Below are 13676 nucleotides of genomic sequence, written 5' to 3'. Positions count from 1 at the left end.
CACCGCAGTCTCGACGCCCAGCGAACAGCGCCCTGACCAAATTCAGGGCAAGTGTCTAGCGGGATGAAGGCCCCGCTGGCCGCCCCGGGCGCGTCCGGCCGCGATCCGGGCGGCCCGGAAGAAGCGTTCTAATGGCCAACCGACCTACCCGCGCGCAGTTGGCGGCGCTGGTCGACCACACCCTGCTCAAACCCGAGGCCACCCATGCCGACGTGGCCGCCCTGGTCGCCGAGGCGGCCGAACTGGGCGTGTATGCGGTATGCGTTTCGCCGTCGATGGTGCCGGTCGCGGTGAACGCCGGCGGGGTGCGGGTGGCGGCGGTGACGGGTTTCCCGTCGGGCAAGCATGTCTCGGCGGTCAAGGCGCACGAGGCCGCGCGGGCCGTGGCGTCCGGCGCCAGCGAGATCGACATGGTCATCGACGTCGGCGCCGCGCTGGCCGGGGATGTCGCCGCGGTGCGCTTCGACATCGAGGCGGTGCGAGCCGCCGTACCCCGAGTCGTGCTCAAGGTGATCGTGGAGTCGGCGGCGTTGTTGAGCCTGGCCGACGAGGGCACGCTGGCGGCGGCGTGCCGCGCCGCCGAGGACGCCGGCGCCGACTCCGTCAAGACCTCGACCGGGTTTCACCCCGCGGGCGGGGCGTCGGTGCGTGCGGTCGCGTTGATGGCCGAGGCCGTCGGAGGGCGGCTGGGGGTCAAGGCCAGCGGCGGTATCCGCACCGCCGACGACGCGGTCGCAATGCTGGATGCCGGCGCCAGCAGGCTGGGCCTGTCAGGCACCCGCGCGGTGCTCGACGGGCTCGGCTAACGCGTCAGATATTGGCGAAACAGGGGTCGTTGTCGTTGTCGGTGGGGATGCTGGCGTTCTGCGTCGAAAAGTGGCTCACCACACCGGTATCGGTGACCTGCACGCTGTCCGCGTGAATCCCCAAGGGGTAGTTCTTGGTCAGGTTTGAGGTGAAGTCGTCCAGCGTCGACTGCACGGTCTCTTTCGGCATGATGAAGCCGAGCGCGTTGAAGCTGACGATCTGCAGCTCCAGCCCGTTGCCGGACACCACCGGCTTGGCCGTGATGTTGTCCAGCATCCCCTTCATTTCGACGGTGCCGTCGCTGGGGTGGGTGGTCACGCTGTTGGTCACGAAGGGACCCAGGACCGGTATCGCGTTCTGCACCGACTGCTTGATGCCGTCGGTGGTCCAGGTGATGGTGGCATCCAGCGAGCCGATGGTGCCCTTGGAGGTGGGTGTCGACTTGAGCTGGACGTCCCTGATATTGATGGCGATCTTCATGCCCTTGGCATCGCGGATCTGGTTTCCGGCCGTCTGCACCGAGATGTTGGTGTAGTGCTTCGTGGCGAGCTGCCACAGCAGCAGCGGCGTCACGCCGAACGACGCGGTGGCCTGGTCCTTGACCTCGCACGCCACCGCCTGGGCGACCTTGTTGTTGGCGACGTGACGGGCGTACAGCTCGGCGCCGATGAGCCCCGCAATGACGAGCGAGAACACGATGACGCAGACCAGAAGGACGGACAGCGGGTCGCGTAGGAAACGTCGTTTTCTTTTCACCGGTGCCGGTTCTTCGTTCGGGGCGGCCAGCCGTTCCGTGGGGCCCGCGGGCGGGATCGGCGGGGGTGGGTAGCTGGGCCGCTGCATGCCCGCCTGGGGCGCGCCCAGCGGTTGACTAGTCGGCGTGGGCGGCGGCCCTGGATCGCCGGCGGGCAGCCGCTCGGTAGGCCGCTCAGTGGGGGGTTGGCCGAAGGGACCCTGGTTGCCGGGACGGGCCCACGTCGACGGGCCCTCGTTCGGTGGTCCTTGCGGGTTCGTCACCAAACCGATTGTGCCCTATCCATCTGAGCGAAGCTGGAGCGGTTACGCAGCACCGCGATCTTGTCGCGAGCCTCGGCCACCCTGTCGAGATCGATGTCGGCGACCACCAATTGCGGGTGGTCACCGGCCGACGCCACCACCTCGCCCAGCGGCGAGGCCACCAGGCTGCCGCCCACCCCGGTCGGCGCGCCCGACCCGGCCAGGGCGTCGCCGGGGTCGGCCTGACCCGCGGCGGCGACGTAGCTCATCGAATCCAACGCCCGTGCCCGCGCCAGCAGCGTCCACTGCTCGAGTTTGCCGGGCCCGGCACCCCAGGACGCGCAGACGACGATCAGCTGGGCGCCGCGCCGGGCCAGCTCGGTGTAGAGCGCCGGAAAGCGAATGTCGTAGCAAATGCTCAGCCCCACCCGAACGCCGTCGACCGTGATCACCACCGGCTCGTGCCCGGGTGCGACGGTGTGCGACTCGGTAAAGCCGAACGCGTCGTAGAGGTGGATCTTGTCGTAGTGGGCGTTCGGTTCGTTGGGAGTGCCCGGGCCGGCCGCGATCAGCGTGTTCGTCACCCGCCCGGCGCCGGCGGGGGTGAACATGCCGGCAATCACGGTGATGCCCGAGTCCGTCGCGACCCGTCGCACGCCATCCGCCCAGGGGCCGTCGACCGGCTCGGCGATCGGTGCCAGCGGCACGCCGAACCGGCACATCGTCGCCTCCGGGAACACCACGAGCGTCGCGCCCGCGTCGGCGGCCCGGCCGGTGTACTCGCGCACCAGCTCTAGGTTCGCGGCCGGATCACTGCCGCTGAGGATCTGCGCCAACGCGATTCGCATGGGCGCCAGCTTAGGAGCCGATCGCAGGTTAGGGCGCGGGTTAGGCGTTGTCGGCGATCCAGGCCGTGGTGAAGCGCTGTTCGGCGGCCACCAGTTCGGCGAGTCGGGTGCCGATGATGTTCTCCACCTTGCCGCCGATGATGGGGGCACGCACCTGGATGCTGATCCGAAACGTCAGCCGGGCGCGGCCCGAGTCTGCGATGGGCGACAGCTCGGCGGTGCCCCACACGTTCACCGGGGCATCCACGATCGATCCCGCGATGGACGCCGTCGCTGCGCCGTCGGCGACCGGGCCCCACGTCTCCGCGCGCCTGATGGCGAGATCGCCTCGGTGCAACTGCGTGACCAGAGCCGGCAGGTTGTGACTGCGCACCACTTGCAGCGTGACCACCTCGATGGTGTCGTCGTCTCCGGACTCGCCGCCCACCCGAAGCGACTCCAGCCTCGCCTCGTCGACGGGAATGTCGGCCAGCCTGGCCCGCCAGTAGTCCTCCTCGCGGAAGACCCGATGAACCTCTTCGACGCTGCCGTCATAGTCGGCCGACAAGTCGAATGAACGGGGCATAGCAGGTCAGGCTACCGTTACGGGCCATGAAGCGGAGCGGTGCCGGTTCGTCCCTCGCCGGCGCCCATGTCGCCGAGGCGGTGTCGCTGGCGCCGTTGACCACGTTGCGGGTCGGACCGGTCGCGCGACGCCTGATCACGTGCACCACCGTCGAGCAGGTGGTTGCCGTTTTGCGGCAGCTGGACTCGGAAGCCCAAGCAGCCGGCGGGCCGGTGCTGGTGTTTGCCGGCGGCTCCAACCTGGTGATCGCCGACACCCTGACCGACCTGACCGCGGTGCGGTTGGCCAACGACGGCATCACCGTCGACGGCAACCTGGTGCGCGTGGAGGCGGGCGCGGTGTGGGACGACGTGGTGGTCGCGGCCATCGAGCACGGCCTGGGTGGGCTGGAATGCCTGTCCGGTATTCCCGGGTCGGCCGGGGCCACCCCGGTGCAGAACGTCGGGGCCTACGGGGCCGAAGTGTCCGACGCCATCACGCGGGTCCGGGTGCTGGACCGCGGCAGCGGCGAGGTGCGCTGGGTGCCGGGCGCCGAGCTGGGCTTCGGTTACCGCACCAGCGTGTTCAAGCGCGCCGGCGGTGTCGAGATCCCTTCCGTGGTGCTGGAAGTGGAGTTCGCGCTGGACGCGTCGGGCCGCAGCGCGCCGTTGCGCTACGGCGAACTGACGGCCGCGCTGAACGCGACCGGCGGCGAGCGCGCGGACCCGCGGGCCGTCCGCGAGGCGGTGCTCGCGCTGCGTGCGCGCAAGGGCATGGTGCTCGACGCGGCGGATCACGACACCTGGAGCGTGGGTTCGTTCTTCACCAACCCGGTGGTCGCACCGGAGGTCTACGAGCGGTTGGCCGCTGATGTCAGAGATGTTGAGGGGCCGGTTCCGCATTACCCGGCGCAGGACGGCGTCAAGCTGGCCGCCGGCTGGCTCGTGGAGCGGGCGGGCTTTTCCAAGGGCTATCCCGATCCGGATGCGAGCGGCCGCCAAGCGCCGTGTCGGCTGTCCACCAAACACGCGCTCGCACTGACCAACCGCGGCGGCGCCACCGCCGAGGACGTGATAGCGCTGGCCCGAACCGTCCGCGACGGGGTCCGTGATGTGTTTGGCATCACGTTGGAACCCGAACCCGTCCTGGTCGGATGCAGCCTGTAGCGGGTATTCTCGCGCGACCCCGAATTGTCGTGGCGGGTTAGCGGTCTTTCAGCACGGTATTTTATTTATCGTGAGCGCGTCCTGTCCCCCGCCGCCGATCAACCGGCGCTTGGCCCTGGCGGCCCTCGGGCTCGGCGTGTTCGCCCCCAACGTGTTGGCGGCTTGCGCGGGCACCGTGACCAAGCAAGCCGAGAAGAAGGAACCGCCGGCGCCGCGCCTGAAGTTCCAGCCGGCCGATACCGCCAGCGACGTGGTTCCGATCGCGCCGATCAGCGTCCAGGTGAGTGACGGCTGGTTCCAGAAGGTGGCGTTGACGAATTCGTCGGGCAAGGTGGTTGCCGGGGCGTTCAACTCCGATCGCACCGTCTACACCACGACCGAGCCGCTGGGCTACGACTCGACCTATACCTGGAGCGGTTCGGCCGTCGGCCATGACGGCAAGGCGACGCCGGTGACCGGCAAGTTCACCACCGTGTCGCCGACCAAGAAGATCGGCGGGAGCTTCCAGTTGGCCGACGGCCAGACCGTCGGGGTCGCCGCGCCGATCATCATCCAGTTCGACGCGCCGATCAGCGACAAGGCGGCCGTCGAGAAGGCGCTCACGGTCACCACCAATCCGCCCGTCGAGGGCAGCTGGGCGTGGCTGCCCGACGAGGCGCAGGGCGCACGCGTCCACTACCGGACCCGCGAGTACTACCCGGCGGGCACCACCGTCAACGTCGACGCCAAGCTCTACGGTCGGCCGTTCGGCGACGGCGCGTATGGTGCCGAGGACATCTCCTTGAAGATCCAGATCGGCCGTCGGCAGGTGGTCAAGGCCGAGGTCTCCTCGCACCGCATCCAGGTGGTCACCGACGCCGGCGTCATCATGGACTTCCCGTGCAGCTACGGCGAGGCCGACAAGGCGCGCAACGTCACCCGCAACGGCATCCACGTGGTCACCGAGAAGTACTCCGACTTCTACATGTCCAACCCGGCCGCCGGCTACAACAACATCCACGAGCGCTGGGCGGTGCGGATCTCCAACAACGGCGAGTTCATCCACGCCAACCCCGCCAGTTCGGGTGCACAGGGCAACACCAACGTCACCAACGGCTGCGTCAACCTGTCGACGGGTGACGCCGAGGAGTACTACCACTCCGCGATCTACGGTGACCCCGTCGAGGTGACCGGCAGCTCGATCCAGCTGTCCTATTCCGACGGCGACATCTGGGACTGGGCCGTGGACTGGGACACCTGGGTGGCGATGTCGGCGCTGCCGCCGACGACCGCTCGCCCGCCGGGCACTCAGATTCCGGTCACCGCTCCGGTGACCCCGTCCAACGCCCCCACCCTGTCGGGCACCCCGACGACCACCACCCCCGCCAGTCCGGCGCCGTCTAGCGCCGGCGGCTAAATCGCGTGGCGCTGGCTTGGTCGCGCGGCTTGATGACGATCAGGTCCAAGTCGACGTGCGACGGTCGCGAGGCCACGAACCCGATCACCTCGGCGACGTCGGCCGCCACCAGCGGCGTGATGCCGGCGTAGACGGCGTCCGCGCGCTGCCGGTCGCCGCCGAAACGAACGAGCGAGAACTCGGTTTCGACCGCGCCCGGGGCAATCTCGGTGAGCCGCACCGGCTTTCCCAGTAGCTCGCCGCGCAGCGTGCGGTGCAGCGCCCCCTGGGCGTGCTTGGCCGCCGTGTAGCCGGCGCCACCGTCGTAGACCTCGAGCGCCGCAATCGAGGTGACGGTGACGATCAGGCCGTCGCCGGAGTCGATCAGCTTGGGCAGCAGCGCGCGGGTAACCCGCAGGGTGCCCATCACGTTGGTCTCCCACATCCACCGCCAATGGTTCACGTCGGCGTCGGCGACGGATTCCAGCCCCAGGGCGCCACCGGCGTTGTTGACCAGCACATCAACCCGGCCCAATTGGTCGCTCAGCGCGTCGACCGCGGCGGCGTCTGTGACATCGGCCACAATCGCGCTTCCGCCGATCTCGTCGGCGATCGCGTTGATCCGGTCCGCGCGACGCGCCACGGCCACCACATGAAACCCAAGGGCCGCAAGGGTTTTGGCGGTTGCTTCGCCGATACCGGAACTGGCGCCGGTGACCACCGCGACCCGTTGGCGCCCGCCAGCTGCATTCATCGGAATAACTCTAATAACCGTGCTAAATTTTCGGGGTGCACCACAGCTTCCTGTTCAACACGACGGCCGCGTGTCTTTGCGCGGCATGTGCGTGTTGTTGCCGCGCACTTTGCCGCTCCTGACTTGCAGGCGTGGCCAAAGACCGGCCATCGAAACTCGGACAAAGGACGCTCGTGCGCACCACTACTCTCACCCACAGCCATCGTTCACCCGGCCGCAAAGGCCACCTCCGGTTGCACCGCCAGATCCTGCCGCCGGCGTTGCACATCTCCGACTCGGCGGCGGCGTCGGTCTTCCGGGCCGTCCGGTTGCGCGGCCCGGTCGGCCGTGACGTCATCGCTGGCGTCACATCGCTGAGTATCGCGACCGTCAACCGCCAGGTCATCTCGCTGCTCGAGGCCGGCCTCCTGCGGGAGCGGGCCGACCTGGCCGTCTCCGGGGCCATCGGCCGCCCACGCGTGCCGGTGGAGGTCAACCATGAACCGTTCGTGACGCTGGGCATCCACGTCGGCGCGCGAACCACCAGCATCGTGGCCACCGACCTGTTCGGCCGCACGCTGGACACGGTCGAGACCCCGACACCGCTCAGTCCCGCCGGACCCGCGCTCGCGTCGCTGGCCGAGAGCGCCAGCCGGTACCTGAGGCGCTGGCATCGGCGCCGCCCGCTCTGGGTGGGGGTGGCGATCGGTGGCACCGTGGACGGCACCACCGGTCACGTCGACCACCCGCGGTTGGGCTGGCGGCAGGCGCCGGTCGGGCCGGTATTGGCCGACGCGTTGGGCCTGCCGGTATCGGTGGCCTCGCACGTCGACGCGATGGCCGGAGCCGAGCTGCTGCTCGGCATGCGCCGGTTCGCGCCGAGTTCGCCGACCAGCCTGTACGTCTACGCCCGCGAGACCGTGGGCTACGCGCTGGTGATCGGCGGACGGGTGCACTGCCCGGCCAGCGGTCCCGGCACCATCGCGGCCCTGCCCGCGTACTCCGAGCTGCTCGGCGGCACCGGGCAGCTGGAGTCCACCGTCAGCGACGAGGCGGTGCTGGCCGCCGCGCGCCGGCTGAAAATCATTCCCGGCATCCTCGCCGCAGCCCCCGCGACCCGCAGCAACGGCTCCACCACCGCCATCACCGACCTGGTTCGGGTGGCTCGGGCCGGCAACCAGCAGGCCAAGGACCTGCTGGCGGAGCGGGCCCGGGTTCTCGGTGAGGCGGTCGCCTTGCTGCGCGACATGCTCAACCCCGACGAGCTGGTGGTCGGCGGCCAGGCCTTCACCGAATACCCGGAGGCGATGGAGCAAGTGGAGGCGGCGTTCGCCGCGCGCTCGGTGCTGCCGCCGCGCGATATCCGCGTCACCGCCTTCGGCAACCGGGTGCAGGAGGCCGGGGCGGGGACGGTGTCCCTGGGCGGGCTGTACGCCGATCCCCTGGGCGCGATGCGGCGAGCCGGGGCGCTGGACCCGCAGCTGCCGGATGTCGCTGCTGGCGACGAGTCGTCGGCTTAACGCGCCCCGCGTCCAGCGCGCTTGGGCCTGGTGGCGGCCCGTCCTGTAAAGATGAGAGTGTGCGGCACGACGAGCTTGTCCGGGACGTCTTCCGGCTGAATGCCCCTCGCCGGGTCGCGGTGTTGGCGGTGCACACCTCGCCGCTGGCCCAGCCGGGAACCGGCGACGCGGGCGGCATGAACGTCTATGTGCTGCAAACCGCGCTGCACCTGGCGCGGCGGGGCATCGAGGTGGAGATCTTCACCCGGGCCACCGCGTCCGCCGATCCGCCGGTCGAGCGGGTGGCGCCCGGCGTGCTGGTGCGCAACGTGGTGGCCGGGCCGTTCGAGGGCCTGGACAAATACGATCTGCCCACCCAGCTGTGTGCGTTCGCGGCCGGGGTGCTGCGCGCCGAGGCGTCGCACGAGCCGGGCCACTACGACATCGTGCACTCGCACTACTGGCTGTCCGGACAGGTCGGCTGGCTGGCCCGCGACCGCTGGGCGGTGCCGCTGGTGCACACGGCGCACACGCTCGCCGCCGTCAAGAACGCGGCGCTGGCCGACGGGGATCCGCCCGAGCCGCCGCTGCGCACGGTGGGGGAGCAGCAGGTGGTCGACGAGGCCGACCGGCTGATCGTTAACACCGATGATGAGGCCAAGCAACTGATTTCGATCCATCACGCCGATCCGGCGCGCATCGACGTGGTCCATCCCGGCGTCGATTTGGACGTGTTCCGCCCGGGCGACCGCCGGGCCGCCCGGGCCGCGCTGGGGCTCCCGCTCGACGAAGACGTGGTGGCGTTCGTCGGACGGATCCAGCCGCTGAAGGCGCCCGATATCGTGTTGCGCGCCGCGGCGAAACTGTCCGGGCTGCGCATCGTGGTGGCCGGCGGCCCGTCGGGCAGCGGTCTGACGTCTCGGGCTGGTGGGCCGGACGGGTTGGTTCGGCTGGCCGGCGAACTCGGCATCACCGACCGGGTGACCTTCCTGCCACCGCAGTCCCGCGCGGACCTGGCCACCTTGTTCCGGGCCGCCAATCTTGTTGCGGTGCCTAGTTATTCGGAGTCGTTCGGTCTCGTCGCGCTCGAGGCACAGGCGTGCGGCACGCCGGTGGCGGCGGCCGCGGTCGGCGGCCTGCCGGTGGCGGTGCGCGACGGGATCTCCGGCACCCTGGTGTCCGGGCATGACGTAGGTGACTGGGCGGATGCCCTCGATCGGCTGCTGCGGCTCGACGCCGCGCGGGCGGAGGCGATGAGCCGCGCGGCCGCCGCGCACGCGGCCGGCTTCTCCTGGGAAAACACCACCGACGCGCTGCTGGCCAGCTATCGGCGGGCGATCGGCGACTTCACCGCCGAGCGTCAGCGCCAGTTCCGTGACCGGGCATCGATGCGCAAGCCCCGCCACTGGGCGACGCGACGCGGAGTGGGCGCGTGACGTCCACGCAGGCCGTGTATTCGGTGGTCGAGCACGCGCTGCAGGCCAGCGGGCTGGCCTACTCGGAATTCCCTGGCGCGCATGGCGGATCGCCGGGGCTGGTGGTGGAATTGCCGGGCGAGCGCAAGCTCAAGACCAACACCATCTTGATCGTCGGCGAGCATTCGGTGCGCGTCGAGGCGTTCGTGTGCCGCAAGCCCGACGAGAACCACGAGGGTGTTTACCGTTTCCTGCTCAAGCGCAATCGCCGACTGTACGGGGTCGCTTACACGCTGGACAACGTCGGCGACATCTACCTGGTGGGCCGCATGTCGCTGGCGTCGGTCGACGCCGACGAGATCGACCGGGTGCTCGGCCAGGTGCTCGAAGCGGTGGATTCGGACTTTAATACGTTGCTGGAGTTGGGTTTTCGCTCGTCGATCCAGAAAGAATGGGAGTGGCGGGTGTCGCGGGGCGAGTCGCTGAAGAACCTGGAGGCGTTCGCTCACCTGATCAATCAAGTCGACGAAGAAGACGACCCTGATGATGACCGCGCGCGTCCGTGAAATGCTAAGCCGATGCAACCCCGAGACACTGCCACCTTGGTGCTGCTCCGCCACGGCGAGAGCGAATGGAACGCAAGCAACCAGTTCACCGGCTGGGTGGACGTCGGGCTGACCGAAAAGGGCCGGGCCGAAGCGGTGCGCGGCGGCGAGCTGCTGGTCGAGCACGGCCTAGTGCCCGACGTGCTGTACACCTCGCTGCTGCGACGCGCGATCACCACCGCGGACCTGGCGCTGGACACCGCCGACCGGCTGTGGATTCCGGTGCGGCGCAGCTGGCGGCTCAACGAACGCCACTACGGCGCGCTGCAGGGCCTGGACAAGGCCGAAATCAAGAACCGCTACGGCGAGGAGCAGTTCATGGCCTGGCGGCGCAGCTACGACACACCCCCGCCGCTGATCGAGAAAGGCAGCAAGTACAGCCAGGACACCGACCCCCGTTACGCCAACATCGGCGGCGGCCCGCTGACCGAATGCCTGGCCGACGTGGTGGTCCGTTTCCTGCCGTATTTCACCGACGTCATCGTCCCCGATCTGCGGAGCGGCAAGACCGTGCTGATCGTCGCGCACGGCAACTCGCTGCGCGCCCTGGTCAAGTACCTGGACCAGATGTCCGACGAAGAAATCGTCGGGCTGAACATCCCGACCGGCATTCCGCTGCGCTACGACCTGGACGCCGATCTGCGTCCGGTGGTCCCGGGCGGCACCTATCTCGACCCGGAGGCGGCCGCCGCCGGTGCCGCGGCGGTTGCCAGCCAAGGGCGGGCCTGAGTTTGATCGCGGGCCGACAGGCCGCTTCAAAGGCCTATTTGCCAAACATCGCGTGAACGGAAGCGGAACACCTGTGGCGCAAGATGTGACTTGTCTGATTTTGGCCTCGCTCCGCTAGGGCAGCGTTCAGGAAGATTTGTAGGATTTTCTATGTGACCGTGTTCTCGGCGCTGTTGCTGGCCGGGGTCTTGTCCGTGCTGGCGTTGGCCGTAGGTGTTGCGGCCGGGATCAGGCTGGCACCGCGCGCGGTCCAACGCCGCCACCAGGGGTCCACCGAATGGACCGGAATCACCGTCGCGCAGATGCTGCAACGCATCGTGGCGCTGATGCCGCTGGGCGTCGCGGTGGTGGATTCCCATCGCGATGTCGTTTATCTGAACGAACGGGCCAAGGAATTGGGCCTGGTGCGCGATCGGCAGCTGGACAACCAGGCCTGGCAGGCCGCGCAGCAGGCGCTCACCGGCGTCGACGTCGAATTCGACCTGCAGCCGGGCAAACGCGCGGCGGGTCGGTCGGGGCTGTCGGTGCACGGGCAAGCGCGTCTGCTGAGCGAAGAAGACCGCCGGTTCGCCGTGGTCTTTGTCCACGACCAGTCCGACTACGCCCGCATGGAGGCGACCAGGCGCGATTTCGTCGCCAACGTCAGCCACGAGCTCAAGACCCCGGTTGGCGCCATGGCCCTGCTCGCCGAGGCCCTGCTGGCTTCGGCGGATGACTCCGAAACCGTCCGCCGGTTCGCCGAGAAGGTGCTCGTCGAGGCCAACCGACTGGGTGACATGGTCGCCGAGCTGATCGAACTGTCCCGGCTGCAGGGCGCCGAGCGGTTGCCCAACGTCACCGATGTCGACGTGGATATTGTTGTGTCCGAAGCTATTTCACGCCACAAGGTGGCCGCCGACAACGCTGACATCCAGATTCGCACCGATGCGCCCAGCGGCCTGCGGGTGCTGGGCGACGAAACGCTGCTGGTGACCGCCCTGGCCAACCTGGTCTCCAACGCGATCGCCTATTCGCCTCCCGGTTCGCCGGTGTCCATCAGCCGGCGCTGCCGCGGCGACAACATCGAGATCGCCGTCACCGACCGCGGCATCGGGATCGCACTGGAAGACCAGGAGCGGGTCTTCGAGCGGTTCTTCCGCGGCGACAAGGCGCGCTCGCGTGCCACCGGTGGCAGCGGCTTAGGACTTGCCATCGTCAAACACGTTGCGGCCAACCACAATGGCAGCATCGGTGTGTGGAGCAAGCCGGGAACCGGATCGACGTTCACCCTTTCCATTCCGGCTTTCAAGGACAACGACGAACAACCCGAGCAACCGCAGGGTCGCGAGGTGCGGCCCAACAAGTCACAACGAGAGGAAGAGCTAAGTCGATGACACCCGCCGGCGACGATGTGGAGGAGTGGCGCTCATGACCAGTGTCCTGATCGTGGAGGACGAGGAGTCGCTGGCCGATCCGCTAGCATTCCTGTTGCGCAAGGAGGGCTTTGAGGCCACGGTGGTGACCGACGGCCCGGCGGCACTCGCCGAGTTCGACCGCGGCGGCGCCGACATTGTGCTGCTTGATCTGATGCTGCCGGGTATGTCGGGGACCGACGTGTGCAAGCAGCTGCGTGCCCGGTCCGGCGTGCCGGTGATCATGGTGACCGCCCGCGACAGCGAGATCGACAAGGTGGTCGGCCTCGAGCTGGGCGCCGATGACTATGTGACCAAGCCGTATTCGGCGCGCGAGTTGATCGCGCGGATTCGAGCGGTGCTGCGCCGTGGCGGTGACGACGACTCCGAAATCAGCGACGGTGTGCTGGAGTCCGGGCCGGTGCGGATGGATGTCGAACGGCACGTCGTTTCGGTCAACGGTGACACGATTACGTTGCCGCTCAAGGAGTTTGACTTGCTGGAGTACCTGATGCGCAACAGCGGTCGGGTGCTGACCCGCGGGCAGTTGATCGATCGGGTGTGGGGCGCCGACTACGTCGGCGATACCAAGACGCTTGACGTCCACGTCAAGCGCCTACGGTCCAAGATCGAAGCCGACCCGGCCAACCCGGTGCATTTGGTCACGGTGCGGGGGCTGGGGTACAAGCTCGAGGGTTAGCCAACGGCTCGGACGGCGGGGCCTGAACGCGCGGCTACTCGGCGATTCGGGTCGCCGGGTGCACCGCGATGAGCCCTAACTTGCTGCGGCGCTTGCACATTGCCGCCAGTTCGGCGTAGGCCTTGGTGCCGAGCAGCTCGGTGAGCTCGTCGGCCAGGCTTTCCCACACCTGCTTGGCGCCGACATGGGCCGCCGGATCGCCGGTGCAATACCAGTGCAGGTCCGCACCACCGGAGCCCCAGCCGCGGCGGTCGTATTCGGTGACGGTGGTCTTGAGGATTTCGGTGCCGTCGGGCCGGGTCACCCATTCCTGGCTGCGCCGGATCGGCAATTGCCAGCAGACATCGGGTTTCATGGTCAGCGGCGGCACGCCCAGCTCGACGGCCTTGGTGTGCAGTGCGCATCCGGCGCCGGCGGCAAAGCCGGGCCGGTTCAAGAAGATGCACGCGTCCTTGTGTTTGCGGGTGCGGTATTGGGGTTGGCCATCGTGTTCGTCAAGTTCCAGGTAGCCCTTGCGGCCCAATCCCTTTTCGCGGAATTGCCAATCGTCGTCGGTCAGCTTTTTCACCGCGTCGTCCAACCGGGCGCGGTCGTCGTCGTCGGACAGGAACGCGCCGTGCGAGCAACACCCGTCATGCGGGCGGCCCGCCACCGTGCCGCGGCAGGCCGGTGTGCCGAATACACACGTCCAGCGTGATAGCAACCAGGTGAGGTCGGCCGCGATCAGGTGCTCGGGGTCATCCGGGTCGTAGAACTCCACCCACTCGCGGGCGAAATCCAATTCGACCTCTTGCCCCGGTTCTGGGTGCGAATTCGCCACGTTTTCAACGTTAGACCACGATCCCGGCCGCCCGACCCGTCGACACTC

The 13676-nt window shown here is 68.6% G+C and carries 14 protein-coding genes; 9 read left to right on the top strand and 5 right to left on the bottom strand.

What is annotated here, in order from left to right; genetic code table 11:
- Window positions 1–131: 131 nt before the first annotated feature.
- The gene (gene deoC / locus K3U93_RS21000) at window positions 132–806 is read left to right on the top strand and encodes a deoxyribose-phosphate aldolase (RefSeq protein WP_083009843.1); all 675 of its coding nucleotides are present in this window, start codon (window positions 132–134) and stop codon (window positions 804–806) included.
- A 4-nt stretch (window positions 807–810) separates the two neighbouring features.
- Here the strand turns inward: deoC and K3U93_RS20995 are convergent, their stop codons facing one another.
- From K3U93_RS20995 to K3U93_RS20985, 3 genes are read right to left on the bottom strand one after another with little or no spacing between them, the layout of a single operon-like run.
- A complete protein-coding gene (locus K3U93_RS20995) occupies window positions 811–1824 on the bottom strand; it encodes an LmeA family phospholipid-binding protein (protein WP_071511179.1) in 1014 nt (337 codons plus the stop codon).
- Complete coding sequence (locus K3U93_RS20990) at window positions 1821–2651, bottom strand: carbon-nitrogen hydrolase family protein (protein WP_083009841.1); 831 nt, start codon at window positions 2649–2651, stop codon at window positions 1821–1823. The genes K3U93_RS20995 and K3U93_RS20990 overlap by 4 nt, the downstream gene beginning before the upstream one ends.
- A 40-nt stretch (window positions 2652–2691) precedes the next feature.
- A complete protein-coding gene (locus K3U93_RS20985; RefSeq protein ID WP_071511181.1) occupies window positions 2692–3216 on the bottom strand; it encodes a DUF2505 domain-containing protein in 525 nt (174 codons plus the stop codon).
- A 26-nt stretch (window positions 3217–3242) separates the two neighbouring features.
- Here K3U93_RS20985 and K3U93_RS20980 point away from each other — a divergent pair, with 26 nt between their 5' ends.
- Together K3U93_RS20980 and K3U93_RS20975 are read left to right on the top strand one after the other, a co-directional pair.
- Complete coding sequence (locus tag K3U93_RS20980) at window positions 3243–4361, top strand: UDP-N-acetylmuramate dehydrogenase (protein WP_083009840.1); 1119 nt, start codon at window positions 3243–3245, stop codon at window positions 4359–4361.
- A gap of 70 nt (window positions 4362–4431) precedes the next feature.
- A complete protein-coding gene (locus K3U93_RS20975; protein ID WP_420915360.1) occupies window positions 4432–5757 on the top strand; it encodes a L,D-transpeptidase in 1326 nt (441 codons plus the stop codon).
- On the opposite strand, the gene K3U93_RS20970 is transcribed toward K3U93_RS20975, so the two are convergent.
- Window positions 5741–6490, bottom strand: a complete 750-nt coding sequence (locus tag K3U93_RS20970; RefSeq protein WP_071511184.1) for an SDR family NAD(P)-dependent oxidoreductase — start codon at window positions 6488–6490, stop codon at window positions 5741–5743. The genes K3U93_RS20975 and K3U93_RS20970 overlap by 17 nt on opposite strands.
- A gap of 173 nt (window positions 6491–6663) precedes the next feature.
- Here K3U93_RS20970 and K3U93_RS20965 point away from each other — a divergent pair, with 173 nt between their 5' ends.
- From K3U93_RS20965 to regX, 6 genes are all read left to right on the top strand, one after another.
- The gene (locus tag K3U93_RS20965) at window positions 6664–7989 is read left to right on the top strand and encodes an ROK family protein (RefSeq protein WP_083009837.1); all 1326 of its coding nucleotides are present in this window, start codon (window positions 6664–6666) and stop codon (window positions 7987–7989) included.
- 59 nt (window positions 7990–8048) lie between these two features.
- Window positions 8049–9404 (top strand): D-inositol-3-phosphate glycosyltransferase, encoded by a 1356-nt coding sequence (mshA, locus tag K3U93_RS20960; protein ID WP_071511186.1) that lies wholly within the window; start codon window positions 8049–8051, stop codon window positions 9402–9404.
- Window positions 9401–9949 (top strand): type III secretion system chaperone family protein, encoded by a 549-nt coding sequence (locus K3U93_RS20955; protein WP_176219904.1) that lies wholly within the window; start codon window positions 9401–9403, stop codon window positions 9947–9949. The genes mshA and K3U93_RS20955 overlap by 4 nt, the downstream gene beginning before the upstream one ends.
- Before the next feature lie 12 nt (window positions 9950–9961).
- The gene (locus K3U93_RS20950; protein WP_083009836.1) at window positions 9962–10717 is read left to right on the top strand and encodes a phosphoglyceromutase; all 756 of its coding nucleotides are present in this window, start codon (window positions 9962–9964) and stop codon (window positions 10715–10717) included.
- 152 nt (window positions 10718–10869) lie between these two features.
- The gene (locus K3U93_RS20945) at window positions 10870–12090 is read left to right on the top strand and encodes a sensor histidine kinase (RefSeq protein WP_139796805.1); all 1221 of its coding nucleotides are present in this window, start codon (window positions 10870–10872) and stop codon (window positions 12088–12090) included.
- 34 nt (window positions 12091–12124) lie between these two features.
- Window positions 12125–12808, top strand: coding sequence for a two-component sensory transduction protein RegX (gene regX / locus K3U93_RS20940; RefSeq protein WP_071511243.1), 684 nt, complete (start codon window positions 12125–12127; stop codon window positions 12806–12808).
- A gap of 34 nt (window positions 12809–12842) precedes the next feature.
- On the opposite strand, the gene K3U93_RS20935 is transcribed toward regX, so the two are convergent.
- Window positions 12843–13628, bottom strand: coding sequence for a DUF3109 family protein (locus K3U93_RS20935; protein ID WP_071511188.1), 786 nt, complete (start codon window positions 13626–13628; stop codon window positions 12843–12845).
- Between the last annotated feature and the right edge of the window lie 48 nt (window positions 13629–13676).

Origin of the sequence: Mycobacterium malmoense, from assembly GCF_019645855.1 — a bacterium.
In the GTDB taxonomy this organism is placed as follows: domain Bacteria; phylum Actinomycetota; class Actinomycetes; order Mycobacteriales; family Mycobacteriaceae; genus Mycobacterium; species Mycobacterium malmoense.
This window is presented reverse-complemented; position numbering and strand designations above follow the sequence as displayed.